This window comes from Paenibacillus piri, assembly GCF_004354045.1.
Taxonomy (GTDB): domain Bacteria; phylum Bacillota; class Bacilli; order Paenibacillales; family NBRC-103111; genus Paenibacillus_S; species Paenibacillus_S piri.
Map to the genome: position 1 here is coordinate 252269 of NZ_SMRT01000007.1, position 18644 is coordinate 270912.

At 57.7% G+C, this 18644-nt stretch carries 9 protein-coding genes; all 9 read right to left on the bottom strand.

Annotated elements, in window-relative coordinates:
• Positions 1 to 53 precede the first annotated feature (53 nt).
• The gene (locus tag E1757_RS16825; protein WP_133230142.1) at positions 54 to 3527 is read right to left on the bottom strand and encodes an AAA family ATPase; all 3474 of its coding nucleotides are present in this window, start codon (positions 3525 to 3527) and stop codon (positions 54 to 56) included.
• 652 nt (positions 3528 to 4179) lie between these two features.
• Positions 4180 to 5349 (bottom strand): exonuclease SbcCD subunit D, encoded by a 1170-nt coding sequence (locus E1757_RS16830; RefSeq protein ID WP_133230144.1) that lies wholly within the window; start codon positions 5347 to 5349, stop codon positions 4180 to 4182.
• Positions 5350 to 5419: 70 nt separating this feature from the next.
• Entirely contained in the window at positions 5420 to 9433 is a 4014-nt protein-coding gene (addA, locus tag E1757_RS16835; RefSeq protein WP_133230145.1) for a helicase-exonuclease AddAB subunit AddA, read from the bottom strand.
• The gene (gene addB / locus E1757_RS16840; RefSeq protein ID WP_133230146.1) at positions 9430 to 13635 is read right to left on the bottom strand and encodes a helicase-exonuclease AddAB subunit AddB; all 4206 of its coding nucleotides are present in this window, start codon (positions 13633 to 13635) and stop codon (positions 9430 to 9432) included. The genes addA and addB overlap by 4 nt, the downstream gene beginning before the upstream one ends.
• Positions 13636 to 13858: 223 nt before the next feature.
• Positions 13859 to 14431, bottom strand: a complete 573-nt coding sequence (locus E1757_RS16845; protein WP_133230269.1) for a nitroreductase family protein — start codon at positions 14429 to 14431, stop codon at positions 13859 to 13861.
• A 234-nt stretch (positions 14432 to 14665) separates the two neighbouring features.
• Positions 14666 to 16039 carry a class I SAM-dependent rRNA methyltransferase gene (locus E1757_RS16850; RefSeq protein WP_133230147.1) on the bottom strand — a complete coding sequence of 458 codons (1374 nt, stop codon included), beginning with the start codon at positions 16037 to 16039 and terminating at the stop codon, positions 14666 to 14668.
• Between the two features lie 52 nt (positions 16040 to 16091).
• The gene (gene deoC / locus E1757_RS16855; RefSeq protein ID WP_246079229.1) at positions 16092 to 16793 is read right to left on the bottom strand and encodes a deoxyribose-phosphate aldolase; all 702 of its coding nucleotides are present in this window, start codon (positions 16791 to 16793) and stop codon (positions 16092 to 16094) included.
• A complete protein-coding gene (locus tag E1757_RS16860; protein WP_133230148.1) occupies positions 16794 to 17222 on the bottom strand; it encodes an NUDIX hydrolase in 429 nt (142 codons plus the stop codon). It lies immediately after the preceding gene.
• Positions 17223 to 17291: 69 nt separating this feature from the next.
• On the bottom strand, positions 17292 to 18638 hold the full coding sequence (mtaB, locus tag E1757_RS16865) for a tRNA (N(6)-L-threonylcarbamoyladenosine(37)-C(2))-methylthiotransferase MtaB (protein WP_133230149.1): 1347 nt from the start codon (positions 18636 to 18638) through the stop codon (positions 17292 to 17294).
• Positions 18639 to 18644: the final 6 nt, after the last annotated feature.

Consider the following 18644-nt stretch of genomic DNA (forward strand, 5'->3'; position numbering starts at 1 on the left):
ATATATACGTTGTAAAGATGGCAAGGTTTCTTCAGCCGTATTCAACGCTCACGTTACAGCGTTTCTAAAAAGACGCTGCTGCCGCGGCCGCCCGGCTCCGGAGGCTGGACGACAAGCCTGCGGGGCAGGCGGGCGCGCAGCTCGGGCACGTGGCTGATCACGCCTACGGTCAATCGGTCGAAATGCAGCTTCTCCAATGCGATTATGACTGTCTCCAGCAGCTCCTGATCGAGCGTTCCGAAGCCTTCGTCCAAAAAGAAAAACTCGAGCGGGTACTGGCCCTTCAGTTGAATTTGCGCTGATAACGCAAGCGCCAGCGAGAGCGAGGTCAAGAAGGTTTCTCCTCCCGACAAGGTGGAAACCGGCCGTTTGACGCCGCCGTTGGCATCGTCGCGAATGATAAAGCCGCCGGCCGAATCCACTTCAATGGCGTATCTTTGGCGGGTCAGCTGGCCCAAACGCTCCGATGCCGAACGGCTAACCTGCATCAATTGTTCCTCGGCCAAAAATTCGACAAACGCGTTGCCGCGAAGCACGCTCTGCAGCTTGCCCAGCAGCGTCAATTCCCCCTGCTTCGCGGCCCGCCTCATTTCCAGTTCAAGCCAGCGCTCATGCTTGGCCTGCAGCGATTCCCAGTCCCGTTCCGCCTTCGCCTTCGCCTGTAGCGCATCCTCATCCTGACGCTTGCTCTCCGTAAGCTCGGCTTCCGCTGCCTGCCACACTTCCTCGGATACCGAGCGTCCGTCCAGCTGTTCGATCCACTGCCTTTCCTGCGACTGCAGCTGATGCTCAAGCTTGCCATGCGCTTCGGTTTCGGCCGTCCAAAGCCGCTTTTGCTCCTCCGTAATTAAGGCGGCTTGAACGTCAAGCGGATCCATGAAGCCGAGCATATCGGCCTGCTGCCTCCATTCCGCTTCGGCCGCCGCGGCCTGCTCAGCGGCCGTTTCGGCAGCTTGGGCGGCTGCCGCGTAAGTCTGGGCTGCCTGCTGGGCTGCCTGCTGCGCCTGTTCGAACGATTGCTTCGCCTGCTCCGTCGCGCTCCGTACCTGCTCCAGCTGCGCATGAGCCTCAGCGATCTGTTCTTCAACCGGCTGCTCGCCGGCCCATTCACGCACGCGCTCCGCCTTCTCCGCTTCCTGCCGCTGCGTATGCTTCAGCTCGGTTTGCAGCTGCACCAGCGTACGGTCCAGGCTATTCGCCTGCTCCTGAAGCCCGGCCAGCGCGGTTTGCTTGTCCTCGATAAAGCTTATGCTTTTATCGAGCCGCTGACGCAAATCTTCAGCACGCTGCTCCTGCAGCCGCTGCTGCTCCATTGCCGATTCTACCGTTTCGTAAGCAAACGACGTTGCGAACCGGCTGTTCCAAGCCCGGGTTAGCTCCTGTACGGAAAGGGCAAGCTGCCCGGCCTTTTGCTCGGTTGTATGTATAAGATGGTTTAACGATTGCTGCTTCGCTTTCGGGTCTCCCATCAGCAGATCCAACTGCCCGCGCTCCTGCACAAGCGCTTGCAGCTCCTGCTGCAGCCGTTGTTCCTGCCGCTTCGTCTGCCGCAAGACAAGCGCTGATGTCTCTTCCTCCGTCTGCAGCTCTTCGATGTTAAGAGACTCGCTGTATTCGGCGCCGGCCGGTTTAAGGCGCGCTTCATCGCACATTTGCCCCCAGGCATGCAGCGCCGCCGCCGCCTCGGCCAACAGCTCGTTCGCTTGCAGGCGGGGCAGCATCGGCTGCCACTGCTGAATGATTCCGTTCAGCATGACCTGCAGCCGGTTATTGTCCAGCATCCGTTCCTTCGTCCGCAGCAGAAGCTGTTCCAGCTCCAGCGCAGCGGCGGCGTCAGCCGCAAGCGCAACGTCCGCTTCCGACTGCTCCGGCGCAAATGGCCGCGGATGGCGCTCGGAGCCACAGACCGGGCAGCTCTCGCCCTCTGCAAGCTGCTCCGCCAATTCAGCGGCCATTGCATGCAGCTCCGCCTGCCGGTTCAGCTTGGCGCTTTCCTTCTGCAGGCGGGCAGCCTCTTCCGCGATGCGCTGCAGCCTGTCGTCCTGCTGCAGTGAAGCGGCAAACGACTCGGCCGCATCCGCCAGCCATTGCCCGAGCCGCCGTCCCCACTGCGCCTCCTGCTGCCCGGCGGCATCCAGCTGCCGCTGCAGGCCGTCCAGCTCTTGCCGGTGCTGGACAAGCTCCGCCTGCTGCTCCTCCAGCTGACGCATGCGCTGCTCGATCGCCCGCTTCTCCTGGAGCGCCTCGCGCAGCCGCTCGCGGTCCTCGCTGCGCACCTCCGCCTGCTGCAGCTCCTCCTTCAGCTCGGCCTGCCGCTTCAACGCCTTGTCGCGCAGCTCCTGCTCGCGCAGCTGCTGCCCCCGCGCCGCTTGCAGCGCGGCCGCCGTCTGCGACTCCTGAGCTGCGAGGCCGCTCAGTGCGGCCCGCAGCTTCGCCAGCTCTGCAGCCAGCTCGCGCGCCTGCTGCAGCTTGTCGAGCCGCAGCAAGAGCGGCGTCTCCTGCGCCGCCAGCGCTTCGCGGGCGGCTGCGTGCGCCTCGCCGGCGCGCTCAAGCGCCGCTTGCGTGAGCTGCCGCGCCTGATCCGCCCGCGAGGCCGCGTCGCGCTCGCGTTCGAGCCGCGCTGCGGCGAGCCCGCGCTGGCGGGCGTACGGCTGCGCACGCTCGGCCTGCCCGGCCCGCGCGAGCCGCTCCTGCAGCGCGAGCACCTGCGGCGCGCGGGTCGCGTGCTCCGCGAGCTGCCGCCGCGTCAGCGCGAGCGCCTGCTGCAGCTCGCGCACGCGGCGCAGCTCGGCGGCGCGGGCCTCGCAAGCGGCGAGCTGCGCGCGCCGCTGCCGCGCAGCCTCCGCCGCGGCGCGCAGCTCCCCGGCGGCCGCGTCCAGCGCCTGCTGCGAGGCGTCGCCGAGGCCCTGCTGCTCGGCATGCAGCTCCTTGACCGCGACATCGGCCTCTTTAAAACGGCCCGACGCCTTGGCATTGAGTTGGTCGCCATACGGCTCCAAATGAAAGAGCCGCTGCAGCATTTGCCGCCGCTCGCTTCCCTTCAAGGCGAGAAATTCCGCAAATTTTCCTTGCGGCAGCACAACCGCCCGGGTAAAATCCTGCATCGACAGGCCCAATATATCTTGCACCTGCTGATTTACGTCGCCCGATTTATCCGCCAGCACGACAGTTTCCTCATCCTGATAACGGATGAGCCGACTGACCGTATTATGGACGGCGACGTCGCCGCCCCGTTTGAACTGCCGGTCGACGCGGTAGCGCAGCGCTCCGCCTGCATGCCCCAGCTCGAATGTAAACGATACGGACAACGATTGCTCCGCATGATTCATGATGCCCTGCGTGCCGTTGGCCGCCCGCTCTACTTTACCGAACAGCGCCAAGGTCATCGCATCCAATATCGTTGATTTTCCGCTGCCCGTTGGCCCGAAAATACCAAATACTCCGGCATCGCACAGCTGCGTGAAATCGATCTCCTGCAGCTCCCTGTAGCTTTGCAGCCCGGCCATTTGTAAAAGAATCGGTCGCATCCTTATTTCGCTCCTCTCCGTTTGATGCGAATCATTGAATCTATAAACGATGAAGCCGATTGAATTTCGCGTACGGGACTCCAGAGCCCTTATTTGCTGCAAAAAGGCGGTTTTTCAAATCTAACGGATCTAGGGAGACTATCGATTAAAGGACGGGAACGGGCTTTGGAGATGACTTCGAAGCTCAAACACGTTTTATTGCCTTGATCCGATTTCGACTTTGTCGGGTTAAGACCCCCACCTCTAGGGTGGGCCTTGAATCAGGTGGGGTAGAGTCCCCATCTGATTCCCCGATGTTCAGCAAAGCTGAACGAGTTCACTTGATTACACTTTTCGGTATCCATGCAATAAAAAACTCGCCCTGAAGCTATTCTCCAAGCCCTTATCCCTATTAATCGACAGTCTCCTAGGAAACGTATTTCGCGGAAAATGGTGCAAATGAACGACCGGCGCGTCATATAACGTTTCTCGTGTCCGTCACATTGCAAAAGGAAAGTGAATGGGCTAAATAGCGGCATCTCAAGTCCGTTAGCGCAGCGATGCAGCGGCCTCGAACGAATAGCGCAGTGCCCATCCAAACAAGCGGGCGCCGCCCGTCGAATAAGCCGGATCCGCGGACTTCCGGTGCGAATATTATGTTGAACGCAATCTTCTAGGATAAAGTCTGCGGCGCCTCCAGCAGCTCCATGAACAAGTGTACCAGCTCCGGCTCCGGCTCGGCGCCGCCTGTTTGACGCGCATAAAAGCGGCGGAACAGCTCGTCCATCGGCATGCTGCGCATGGCGGCTTCTCCCGCCGCCGCTGCTTCCATTTCGGGATAGACCGGACGAATGTTGACGATCCCTTCCCTTGCTTTGCGCAGCGCGTGGATTTGTTCCATCGACATCGCTTCGGTCATCCGTATCTCGAGATCGATCCAGGCGTTTGCGTCGCGTCCTTCCTGAAGCCAGCCATGCACCTGGGCCAAGCCCATATCCGCTTTCCAGCGCGTCAAAGGCCTGCCGCTCGTCAAAAACAGCTCTTCCGGCTTCGCGACTTCCCCCGGCCTCACATCCAGCACCGTCACCGACTTGGCTTGACCGTGCTCGGAAAAGCTGTAAGCCAATGGAGATCCGCTATACCGCATAAGCGAGGCTGTTTTTATCGTCTGCGGCCTGTGCAAATGCCCGAGCGCCACATACTGCGCTCCAACCGACAGTGCGGACGTATCTACCGTATAGGCGCCGCCGACCTGAATAGGCCGCTCCGACTCGCTTTCCGCTCCGCCCAATACGTAAACATGGCTCATGATCAAATTAACGGTATCCGTACGAAAATGCTTCGCCTGTCCCAGCGCAATATGCTTGACCCGGTCGGAATAAGCCGCGCGCAGCAGCTCCTCCTCCGCGCCTTCCGATAAAAGCTCCTTCAGCCTCGATTCCGATGGGTAAGGCAGTCCGAATAAACAGGCTTGCTCTCCCGTCCGGGAAATGGGAATCATCTCATGCCGGTCCTCCGGCAGGCCCATCAGGATAACGCCCAGCTTCTGAGCCAGCGGCGCGGCTGCGGCCAGACGGTCGGGATGGTCATGATTGCCCGCGATGACTGCAACAGGCCGCGTTCCGTGATCGGCCAGCCGGGCCAAGGCGTCGTAAAACAGCTGCTCCGCCGCAGCCGGCGGGTTTACGGAATCGTATACATCGCCCGCCAACAGGACGAGATCGATCTGCTGGTCATGAACGAGACGAACGAGTTCATCCACGAACGCCTCCTGTTCCGCCAGCCGGCTTCTGCCTTCCAAGGTTCGGCCAAAATGCCAGTCCGCCGTATGCAAAATCCGCATGAAACCGCCTCCCTCCCCAATAGCGTTTTCCAATTAGTTGGTAATTTTAATCAATTCAACAATCGATCGACTACAATTCCAAAATATGGGTGCCGTCGAACAAGAAAATATATTTGCCCGTCACCGGCCGTTTCCAAATTTTTTCCACCGCTTTGGCATATAGGTCAAGCTGCATCCGGTATCGCTCGCGAATAGCATCCAGCGCCGCCGGCCCTCCGCCCTTTAAATGGTCGGTCTTGTAATCAAGCAATACGAGGCCATCCGACTCTTCAAATATACAATCGATCACACCCTGCAGCATTATCGTCTCATCGGCGGTCGCTTCATCCGTGACGCCGTAAACCTCACGCGCCGGCAGCCCGTAGCTGAACGGCATTTCGCGGTGAACCTGCGGCGACCGCAGCAGCCTGAGCCCGAGCTCGCTGCGGAAAAAAGCGGCAATCACTTCCGGCTCCACCACATCGCTCTGCGCCTCCGTCAAAAGCTCTCTGCGGACCATATCGGCCAGCGTTTCCTTGACGTCCTGCACGGACAATTCCCGGCTCAGCGGCATATGCTGCATGACCGAGTGAAAGACGGTCCCCCGCTCGGCGGCGCTCAGCTTCGCCTGCTCCATAAACCGCGGGCGCCGCACAATTGCGGGCCTGTACGACGGGCCGGATTCGGCTCCCGTATACATAGGTTCGTCCGTCAGCAGCTCCAACAGCTTATGATGCTCGGACAGCCGCTTCAGCTCGGTTACCGACGTCTTGGACAGCAGTGTCGCAGCCCGTTCGTGTTCGTATCGCCATGACAGCCTGTCCCATACTTGCGTTTCCCAGTAACCGCCTTCCGGAACCGGCTCCAGCGCCAATACGGCTTGCCTAGAGGCGAGCGGCGCTTCATGGGCCGCTGCGGCTTCGGCGATCGCTGCGAACACCTCCGGACGAACCAGCTGCACGTACCAGCGGGAACGCTCATCGGCGAACAGTGCCGGAACGGGCAGTACGGCCCCCGCCCGCTCGCGCAGCGCGGCTCCATCGGGATGGCGCATCAGCGCAGGACCGATCCAATCCAGGTAGCTGCGCGCCTTCGCCAGCGCCTCATCCGGCAGACGGTCTTGATGGCGCAAATAACGCGACCAATTTTGCAGCAGCTTGTCCGTTTCTTTTACCGTTGCCAGCAAATACAGCTTTTCTCTCGCCCGGGTCAACGCGACATACAGGACGCGCATTTCTTCGGCCAGCATCTCCATCCGTACTTTACGCCGGATGGCGAGCCACGGTAAAGTCGGGTAGCTGATCCTCGCCTCCGCCTCGAAAAATTTCGGACCGAACCCCAAGTCTTTATGCATCATGAAGGAATCGGCCAAATCGCGTTGGTTAAACCGTTTGGCCATACCGGCGACAAACACGACGGGAAACTCCAAGCCTTTGCTTTTATGTATGGACATGATCCTGACGACGTCCTCCTGCTCGCCAAGCGCCCTTGCCGTACCCAGATCGCCTCCGCTGTCCTTCATCCGTTCCACAAACCGCAAAAAGCGGAACAAACCGCGGAATGAGGTCGATTCATATTGACGCGCGCGGTCATACAGCGCCCTCAGATTAGCCTGACGCTGCTGTCCTCCCGGCAGCCCCCCGACAAAGTCATAAAACCCGGTAGCCCGGTAAATATTCCAAATCAAGTCGGCCAAAGCGCCTTGCTGCGCCTCCAGCCTCCAGGCTTCGAGCTGCTTCAAAAAGCGGCGGAGCTTGATCTGCAGCGCGGCGTCGACCTCCAGCCCTGACAAATCCTCGCCGCTTCCGGTCTCAGGACCGGCGCCCTTCACATGCCGGTCCGCAGGCAGCAGCAAGCCGGAAGCCGACAGCTCCCATAATCCGCCTTCCGCGGCAGGCCCGCCGACAGCAATATCCGGATCGGCAGCCGTTTCATCGGCGGTTTCTTGCTTCGCATACGCATGCACCGCTTCATAAAAGCTGCCGTAGCGCCCCATAATCCGGATATGCGCCAGCTGCTCCGTCGTGCATTGCACGATGGGGGAACGGAGCACGGACGCCAGCGGGATATCCTGAAACGGATTGTCAATTATTTTTAACAGCGAAAGCAGCACTTCCACCTCGGTAGCCGAGAAATAGCCGGTATTCAACTCCGCATAAGCGGGAATGCCCTGCAGCCGCAGCTCTTCGATCAATACGGGCGACCACTGCTGGGTAGCCCGCATTAAAATAACGATGTCGCGGAATGTGATATCCCTCTGCCCGCCGCTTGTTTTATCAAGAACCTGAAATATGCGGTCCCCGCTCTTCCCCGTCAGTTTTCGGATTTGCGCCGCGATCATGCGCGCTTCCAGCTGGACGGTTTCCAGCTCGCGCGCCTCGCCGGCCGGATCGATGCCGTCCGCAGCATCGCCGTTACCCTCATCGGCCGACTCGTCATATCGATCAGCTTCGCCATCCCTGTCATCGCTGCCGAACTCATCGTCCGAGCGATCGACCAGCAGCAATTCGACAGCATCGTTGCCGTTGGCTATACGATTCCACTCGGGATAGTAGCTTGCGCCGTAAACCAGCTCGGCCCGGTCGTCGTATTCGATCTCTCCGACCGTCTCCCCCATCAGCTGATGAAAAATATAGTTGACCCCGTCAACGATACGTGTACGGCTGCGGAAATTTTTGGCCAGATCAATCCTTTGTCCCGGTTCGCTTTCGCCGCTTCGGTAATTTCTGTACTTGTCCAAAAATAACCCGGGCTCGGCCAGCCGGAACCGGTAAATGCTCTGCTTCACGTCTCCCACCATAAAGCGGTTTCCCGGATCTTCCCGCGAAATTAAAGCGACGATCGCTTCCTGAACCCGGTTCGTATCCTGGTATTCATCCAGCAGCACCTCGACAAACCGTTCCCGGTAGCTTTGCGCCGCCTCCGAAGGTTTCATCCCGCCCGACTCCCGGTCCTCGTCATACAAAATGTGCAGGCAAAAATGCTCCAGGTCGCCAAAATCGACGAGCCCCTTCGTTTTTTTCGCATGCTGGTACCGATGTCCAAACTCAATGACAAGCTCGACCAACGTTTCCATTAACGGGGCCATCGCCCGCAGCTCATCGTCGTACTGCTCCAGCGTCCGCGAGAACAGCTCCTCGGCCATGCCGGTCAGCTGTTCCTTCGCTTTATTTCTTAAATCCTTCACCTGCTCCTGCAGCAATTTATCCACATGATCTCCCCGGCACGGCTTCAGCTTGCCGAAGGAGACTCCCTGGAACGAATCGGTCAAATGCTCCCAGGAGTAGTCCGCCACTTGCTGCAAATAGGCTACGGCTTCGATATCCTCGCGCAAATTATGCAGGTATGGCTCCGGCCCTCCCGGCTTCTCCGCCAGCTCCACCGCTTCCTTCAGCATGGATATGACGCCTTCGAGCTCCAGCCGGACGGACGCCAGCAGACCCGGCAGCCACGGATTCGGCACCTCCGGATCGCGCTCGAACATGAGTGCCGTATCTCTCAGCCACTTCGACGGCTGCGGATGGCTGCGCGACTCGTCGTACAGCCGCTGGACAAGCCGGAATAAAGCATCGTCGCTCCGTTCTCCGCCGAACCAATCGACCAGTTGCCAAAATTCGCCGTTCTCAACCGCCGCTCCGTACTGCTCCTCGAACAGCTCTTCGATCAGCTCCTGACGCATCAGCTCGCTTTCGGTTTCGTTGGCGATCCGAAATCCGGGATCGAGCCCGATTCGCTGGTAATGCGTTTGAATAACTTCCAGACAAAAGGAATGCAGCGTCGTAATCGGAGCCCGTCCGATTAACGCAAGCTGCCGGCGAAGATGATCCGAGCCGGGATGGCGTTCCAGCGCTTTTTCCAGCGCTTCGCTGATCCGGTGCCGCATCTCCGCTGCGGCCGCCTTCGTAAACGTGGCAACCAGCAGCCGGTCGATATCGACCGGCTGCTGTTCGTCGGAAACGCGCCGTATAATCCGCTCGACGAGCACGGCGGTTTTTCCTGATCCGGCTGCGGCCGCCACCAGCATATCGTGGCCATGAATCGATATGGCGTCCCATTGATCGTCCGTCCAGGAAGTACCTTCGGGCTTATTTATTTTATTGATCATCGATCGGTCGCACCTCCTTCGCCCAACCCTGCACCGCCGGCAAGATCGCGATGATCCGATTTCGGCCAATCATCCTGCCTGATTCCGTTCCCGCGCGCATCGCCGGCCGGCCTGTCTTCATTGGAGTTACCTGCATTCTTATTGCTGACCCTTGCACGTTTTTTGTTCGGATGGCTTTCTATTGCAAATCCGTCCAATTCGCCAAAATCCATAAACAGCTGTTCGGTTTCTTCAAGCTGTTCGGATGCAAGCTCGCCAGTCTCGCCTGCGTTCATGTCGGGGCCTCTGCCCTCATTTGACTCCGGTGCGCCCAACAGCGGATTCCCCTCCGGCGCATCGTCCGCATGCACCGTGCCGCCCGCATTTGCCTCTGCCCCCGCTGGCGTCGGACCATCGGCATTCGCTTCTGTCTCAGCTTGCACTGGACGGCCCTTATTCACCTCCGCTTCCGCATGAACCGGACTATCCGTATTCGCTTCTGCCCCCGCTTGCACCGTATCGTCCGCCGCAGCGTATTCCCCCGCCTTTTTCGCCGGATTGGACGCAGGCTTGAATCCATTGCCCCGTCCCGTCTCCTGTGAATTCCCGTCCTCCGCTTTGGAAGCGCGAAATTGTACCACGTTATCCGTACCGGGCGACTCCGGCCGTTCTGCCGGCATCGTCTTGGGCTCCAACCGGGACGCCATCAGCTCCATAGCGCGGTCTTTCCCCATCGGCTTCAGCACCTTGTACTGATTCGCTTCGAACTGCGTATCGAAATGGCAGACCGGCTTGAAGGAGCAAAACGTGCATGCCGCCTCCGTCCCCATCCGGTACGGCTCGATGTTTACGCTGCCTCCGGTCATGGCCGAGCCGATTCCCTTGATCGTTCCGCGGACATAATTGCGCAGCAAATTCCACTGCCCGTCGTCCGCCACCGACGAGGACTTATAGAAGCTGCCGTCCGCCTTCAAGGCTACCGGAATCAGCTGCGAATGGCCGCTCGACTCTGACAGCGCGCTGTCCATCAGCTGCGCCGTTTCCGCATCGGCGCGGACAAGCCCTCTCATCTTGAACCGCTTGCGCAGCTCCTCGTCCGCTTTTTCCGCCGATATCCGGTTTTTAAGCTGCAGCAGCGGATTATGAACGTGAAAATAGAGCACGCCTGCAGGCTTCGCTTCCGTACCGAGCCATGTCTTCGAGTGAGTTAAAATAACGTCCAGATAAGTCAGCATCTGCAGCGACAAGCCGTAAAAAACTTCGGCCAAATGCAGCGCCGTCGGACTCGATTTGTAATCGATAACGCGAAGCAGCGTCCCCTGCTCCGTATCCGCTCGGTCTACGCGGTCAATGCGGCCTCTAACGTCCATGCGGACGCCATTTTCCAGCATATAAGATAATGGCGGTATCGGCTGATCCGCGCCGAACCCGATCTCCAGGCCGATCGGTTCGAATCGGCCCCGTCTTGCATGCTCGCCCAGCATCATGGCCGCCCGCCCGACCACCTGTTTCAGCTTGCGGGTTATGTAATGATGACGTTTGGAGCTGAACAAAATTTCGCTCTGCAGCCTTGGCGCCAGCAGGTCAACCGCATCGCCGGCAATCGCCATGCAATCTTCCGGCGTCAGCCGGCTCCAATGTCCGCCCCGGCTTACTACCTGAGCGGCAAACATGCTGAGCGCCGCATGAAACAATTGACCGATATCCGGCGCCTCCAGCCGGTAAATTCTTCTTTCCTGAAGCCTTAAGCCATGGGAAGCAAATTGCGAGAATGGGCAGGCGACAAACCGCTCCATCCTGGATACGCTCGTCAGCACATGATCCCCGTATAACAGGCGGCTCATCCGGCTGCTCAGCGGCTTCGCCTCATTCGTGTAGAGCAGAGACTGCATCAGCGCCTTCAACCGTTTGCTCCAGCCCGGCTGACGAATAAACCAGTTGTAGACCGCCCACCAGACGTCGGACATCTGCTCGCCCCGCAGCCATTGCTTCAGCTGCACGATCAGGAACGACATCGCTTTGGCCGGATGCTCCACATAATCGAGCTGCTCCGTCATACTCATTTGCGCAGCCGGCTCGTTCAATAGCAGACGCTCGCGAACAAATGGAAACAACCGCTTCATATGCCGGATCACATCGGACGGCAGCAGTGATTTTCCCTCCTCGTCCGCCAGCGGATAGCTCAGCCACAAGCAGGCCGACGGCGCGCAAAAGGCGCTGTAAATCAAAAATTGCTCGTCCAGCAGCTTTCGCCTGCTGTCCTCGGCCATCGGAAGACCGCCGACGGCCAGCGTCTCCCGCTCCTGTTCGGACAAAACGCTTTCCTCATTCATTTTGGCCGGAATGACGCCATCGTTCACGCCCAGCACAAAGACATGCTTCACGCTCCCCATGCGGGTGCGGTCCATGCTGCCGATCAGCACCTGATCCAAGGAAGGAGGCACGAGCCCGAGCTTTATGCTCTCCATCCCGGTTTCGAGCAGCCGTGCAAACGCTTCGGTCGATACCTCTTCCCCGCCCATAATTTCAACAAGCTGATCGAGCATATCGATGATGCGGTCCCATACCTGGGCATGCTCCCTCGCCTTTTCCGTATCGCCGGCCTGAACGGCGGCCTGGCTCCAGCTCTCCAGCCGGTCGGGCACCTGCAGCGCGGTCAGCAGGCGGAACAGCGTCGCCACACGGTGTTCGACCCGACCCGATTGCTTCATCTCCTCCTGGAAAAGATGCAGCGGCTCGGCTACCCGTCTTCGTCCGGCATGAATGAGACGCATAAAAGCGGCTTCCGCTTCATTCACCTCCGCTTCGGGCCGTTCCAGACTCGAACGCAGCGAATACGTCCACGGCTTGCCGTCAAACCAGCGCGCGCCTTGAATGCCGAATGCAAGCACGTAATTTTCCAGTTGGTCCATCGAATGGCGGTCCAGCCGATCCGGATTATTTTCCGACTGAAGCGGCAAAAAGAAACCCGTTTTTACACAGCGGAACACCGCATCGTACTTCCAATAGTGAAGAATCACATCCATGGCGGAACGGATAAGCTCCACAAGCGGGTGATCCATAACCGAACGCTTCTGATCGAAAAAATGGGGGATGCCGAAATCGGCAAACGTCATCGCCAGCAAAGGTCCGTAGCCTTCGGCATTTCGAACCGTCACGGCAATTTCCCGGTATCGCAGCCGCCCTTCCCGGACGAGCCGTAAAATATCTCTGGCCGTCCCCTCCACCTCCGCTCTGCGGCTCACGGCTGCGGACAGACGAATCCCTATTTCATTTGTCCTGACAAGGTTTCCGTCAGGAAACGGCTTTTTCAAACGCTGCTCGAACGTCGTCTCCATATAAGCCAGCATCGGGCTCTCCTGAAAACGGACCGGCGGCTGCGACGGCAGGATAAGCGTCTCCTCTATGGACAATTGCAGCCGGTCGAGCCTTTCCTTTAATTGCAGCATCGTACGGGCCGGCGGGTGGAACAAATCCAGATCGTGCAGCTTCTCGCCAATCCGGTATTCCCGGTCCAGGGTGAGCGTCAACGTGACGCTATTGCAATGGCTTGTCAAGCCTTCTATTATTGCGAGCTCCTGCGGCGTGAATCCGTGAAAGCCGTCGATCCAGCATTCAGCGTCGCGGATATAGCCGGAATGCGGCAGCTGCTCGGCCAGCAGCGTTAAATAATCTTCACCGTCCAAATATGCTTGGGACAGCTCCGTCTCGAACTCCCTGTACAACAGCTGCAGATCGTGCAGCTTATCCGGCAGCATCGCCGCCTGCATCGAACTAAAGGATGCATTTGCGGCGAACTCGGACAGACTATCGGATGAGATGCAGTATCTTTTAAATTCGGTGAACAGCTCTTCGATTTTTTCGATAAAGCCCATTTGATCCATCGAAGTATGAAATAATTTCAAATGATCGCGGTGCTTATGTAAAATTTTATGTAAAAGCAGTATTTTCCCGGTACCGTCGATCGGCAGCCGGGCCGTACCTCCGACCTCCTGCATAACGCGCCAGGCCAGTCTGCGGAAGCTCAATACTTGCGCGCGCAGCGTCCCGCCCAGCTCCGGTGATGAAACTAGCGCATATTCCGCAAGCGACGTAGCCTGCTCGGGGACAAGCAGGATGAGCGGCCGGCCGTTAGGCTCCTTCAGCAGCTTGTCCTTGATGCTGCGCAGACAATAGTCGCTCTTGCCGCTGCCGGCTCTCCCCAGCACAAATCGCATGGCCATATATGTAATCCTCCTGGAAGGTTCGACATTGGATAACTTTCTCTCCGTTTCTACTATTTTACCAAATAAGTGCGGTCGGCGGGAAAGGGATATTATGGGATTAGTATACCATGCATCCGGAACATATGTTTGTTTTATTTCAACCGTGCGCTGCCCAAGACCAAAAAAGCCCGCCGCATCCCGGGCAAGAAGGGAAGCCGGCGGAGCTTATATAGGCGCGAAGCTATTCCGTAATCCAAACGGTCTTCGAAGCGGCCGGCTGTCTTTTGCCGGGCTGCCGAGGCGCCGCCGGATAACCCACGTAAACAAGGCCGACGATATGTTCCTCCTCGCTCAAACCAAACGCCTGCCTCATTCGCGGATGATAGGCCGGCGCTCCGGAGCGCCAGATCGCCCCAAGACCCATGCTGTACGCTGCGAGCAGCATATTTTGAACCGCTGCATGGACGGCGGCGAATTCCTCCATCCGATCGACGCCTGCCGCGGCGGAAGGCGACACGGCGGCGGCGATCACGACAGGCGCACGGAACGCTTTATCCGCCTGCTTCCGGCACATCGCTTCACCCTCTTCCGCCGGCAAATCCCGGCAAGATTCCGCTGCAATATCCCTATAAGCATCAGCCAGTACCTGCCGGCCCGCGCCTGTCATAACAAAAAATCGCCAAGGCTCCGTCACGTGATGATTGGGCGCCCATGAAGCCGCTTCCAGCAAGCTTTCAATCTGCTTGCGGTCCAACGGGTCCTGCTTGACTTTACCTACGCTTCGCCGGCCGCGAATCGCTTCCTCCACACTCATCGCCGAATGTTGTTGGCTCACCGATATCCCACCTTTGGACATAATCACGATATACATGAGAATGATTCTCAATCATAAGTATAAAAGCGTTCCAATCGTTTTTCAACCCTGAATGAGAAAGTTTTCCCGATTGATACAGTTTATTAAAGGGATGCAAAACCCGTGCAGGCGCTGCTGAATCGCGCAGGACCAGCCTCGCCATACGGATTTTGCAGCTTCGTTCAACGCTGCGGATTACTTGCTGCGCACTTCAAAAATAGCGAACTTCAAGTAATGTCCCTCATCGACGCCCAATATGCGCGGATGGTCTTTGCCGGCGCCGCGGAACTCAATCAGCCGCAGCACTTTTCCCGCATCCGCCGCCGCGGCATGAATCGTTTCGAGAAACAAGTCCGGCTTCATATGGTAGGAGCAGCTTGCGGTCACCAAATATCCGCCCTCGTTAACCAGCTTCATGCCTTGCAGATTGATTTCCTTGTAGCCTCTGCAGGCTCCCTCGACTGCGCTTTTCGTTTTGGCAAAGGCGGGAGGGTCCAAAATAACGACATCCCAGGTACGGCCCTTGGCCGCCAAAGGCTTGGAGGTGTCGACCTTCTTAACGTCGGCTCGCCCTCTCTCCTGCCGCTGGTCCAAGCCCTTGACCTGCTCGCGCAAATAATCGAATGCGTCGGCCACGACGAATTCCACCCGATCCCCGAAGCCGTTCAGCGACACATTGGTTCGCGCGCTTTCGATCGCATGCTCGGAAATGTCCAGACACGTCACCTTTTTCGCACCGTATTTGCAGGCGTTCAACGTAAAGCTGCCCGTATGGGAAAAGCATTCCAGCACTGTCGCACCGTCCCATAACGGGAACGTTACGACTTTGCCGTTCGCATTGACCGGAAGCTTCACCGTTGCGCCGGAACCGTCGTCGGTCGGCATATCCGCGAGCCCGATCCCGCTCCGTTTTCCCCAGCCGGTCATCAATGGGGCGATCGCCGCGCGGTTTTCGCGTTGATCGAAGAAATAGCCGGTTTTCTGGCCCTCCATAATATCGATTTCCAGCAGCAGTCCGTTTTCCTTAATTTGCACATGACGCGGACATTCGCCGTACAGGAGACCCGTTCGCTGCTCCAGCCCTTCCAGCGCGCGTACGCCGACATCGCTTCGTTCGTAGATGCCTGCAGGCTGGACGACCTCGACCAACGCGGACACAATCGCCTCGCGCACCCTGTCCATGCCGAGCGTCAGCAGCTGGACGACAAGAACATCTTCAAACCGGTCCACGATGAGACCCGGCAAAAAATCCGCTTCGCCATAAGCAAGCCGGTACGAACGCGCATCCGGCAAAAAACGTTCGCGCTGTTCCAGACAGCGGCGAAACCGCTCGGCAAAAAAAGCATGCGTCATTTCTTCAAGCGGTTCGTAAGCGACGACTCTGACCGTTATTTGCGATGCCGGATTCCAGTAGCCGGTCGCCAAATATTGGCCTGAATGAGCGTAAACGGGCACCAGCTGACCCGGAACAGGCTCGCCCTCGGTACGCTCCAGCTCAGACTTGTAAATCCAGGGATGCCCGGCTTCAAGCCGTTTCTTACGTTTTTTATCCAAATAAACCGCGGACAAGCTCGTCCCTCCTTCTTATGTAACAATATATATACCGGATCTGCCGGCTTTACTAGTAGGCCGACCGATCGTTCGCGCCGTTCATAATCGCAACACCCGAGCTGGTACCGAGACGGGTAGCGCCCGCTTCGACCATCGCCTTGGCGGTTTCCAGATCGCGCACGCCGCCGGAAGCCTTCACCCCGATGGAAGAGGCTGCATGAGCGCGCATCAGCCGGATATCTTCGACCGTTGCGCCGCCGGGACCGAAGCCGGTGGACGTTTTCACGTAATGTGCGCCCGCTTCCCCGGAGAGACGGCAGGCGGCAATTTTTTGCTCCTCGTTTAAATAACCCGTTTCGAATATGACTTTGACAATCGCTTGTCCCTTAACGGCATCGACGACCGCCCGAATATCGTCGCGCACCGCGTCATGCTCGCCGGCCATCAGCCGTCCGACCTGCAGCACCATGTCGATCTCGTTCGCACCGGCTTCCGCGGCTTTGGCAGCCTCGTAAGCTTTGACCGCACTCTCGTTTGCGCCGAGCGGAAACCCGCATACGACACTGATCCGTACTCCGCTGCCTGCCAGCGCATTTTGGCAAAAAGGAACCCAAACCCCGTTAACGCAGACGCTGAAAAAGCCGTATTGCATCGCTTCGTCGCACAGCTTCCGCACGGCCTGCGCGCCGGCATCCGCTTTCAATAATGTATGATCGATATAAGCGGGAAGCTGCTTCGGGTCAAAATTCGACATTTTCGATAAATCGTTCATTCAATTCACCTCATAACCTAAGTAATGTAGTGCTTTTTTCAATACGGAATAATTGTTGCCATAGCCGGAATGCTTCTGCTGATGCCATGCGTCCATCGGTTTCAGCCATTCCACGCCGCGTATTTCCTCGACCTGGGCTTGCAGCTCGCCGCTCTTGGCCTCGATCAGAAAATAATGGACTTCTTTATCGATCATGCCGACTCCCGTTAATGAAAATTGGTAGCGAATCATTTCAAGCGGCTTCACGACCGTCCCGACAATGCCCGTTTCCTCAAAAATTTCCCGCAGCGCCGTCTGTTCGACCGTTTCCCCAGGCTCCATCTTCCCTTTGGGCAGCGTGATTTTGCCGTATCGGTCTTGAATCATTTGAATTTTCAGCCCTTGATCGTTTTTTTGATAGACGACACCGCCTGCAGAAATTTCTTTCATCGCAACCACCCTTCCTGTGAGAAAGAATAAGGATTTCATCCATTGCCGGAATGAAATCCTTGCTTATAGCTACACAATCAAAGCTTTAACGGGAGGCGAATCGGGAATAAGGACCAGTTGGCCGCGGCATTCATTAACGCCCGCTTCCGTTACCTTCACCTTGCATATATGTCCGACCCAATCTTCGCTGCCTTCAAAAACAAGCTGCAAATAATTATCGGAATAACCCATGATGAGCCCGCTGCCCGGCTCTCCTTTATAGGCGCGCTCCGGAATAACTTCCAGCACCTGGCCAACATATTTCTGCGCGTACGTCAGCTGCATCCGTTCGGATAAATCGATCAGCTCATGGACGCGGACGTTTTTCAATTCCTCGTCGATTTGATCGTCCATCCGCGCCGCAGGCGTTCCGGTTCGCTTCGAATAAGGGAATACGTGCATTTCCGAAAACTGCATCTGTTCCATAAACTTGTATCCGTTGCGGAACATCTCCTCGGTTTCGCCGGGAAAACCGACGATCACATCGGTCGTAATCGCAACGCCCGGCATAATTTTATGAATTTGTTCGATTTTTCCGCCAAATTCCGCAGTCGTATATTTCCGGCGCATTCTTGCCAAAACACGGTCGTCGCCGGCCTGCAGCGGAATATGAAGGTGACGGCACATTTTATCTGAACCTTGCAGCGCCTCCAGCACCTCCTCGGTAATCTGGCTCGCTTCGATCGAGCTGATGCGGATTCGCTTCAGCCCGTCCACCTTGTCCAAATCCCACAGCAGCTTCGCCAGGCTGTAGTTTTCAATATCTTCGCCGTAGCCGCCGGTATGAATTCCGGTCAGGACGATCTCCTGATAGCCCGCATCGACAAGCATCCGCGCCTGTCTGATGACGCTCTCCGGTTCACGGCTGCGCATCAGCCCGCGGGACCAGGGAATAATGCAGAACGTACAGAAGTTGTTGCAACCCTCTTGAATTTTCAGAAATGCGCGCGTCCGATCGGCGAAATCGGGCACGTCCAGCTCCTCGAACTGGCGCGTCTTCATTATGTTGCGCACGGCGTTAATCGGCTGGCGCTCCTGCTGCAGCTGCTGGACATAAGGAATGATTTTATCCCGGTCCTGCGTGCCGATGACCAGATCGACGCCGGGAATCGCCAAAATTTCCGCAGGCGAGGTTTGCGCATAGCAGCCGGTAACCGCAACGATCGCTTCCGGATTGCGACGAACCGCGCGGCGAATCATTTGACGGCTTTTTTTATCTCCGGTATTCGTTACGGTACATGTATTAATAACATATATATCGGCTGTCGCTTCGAAATCGACCTGTTCATAGCCTTCATGCTTGAACAACTGCCAGATCGCTTCCGTATCGTAAAAGTTAACTTTACAGCCTAATGTGTGAAATGCCACTGTAGCCATTCCTGT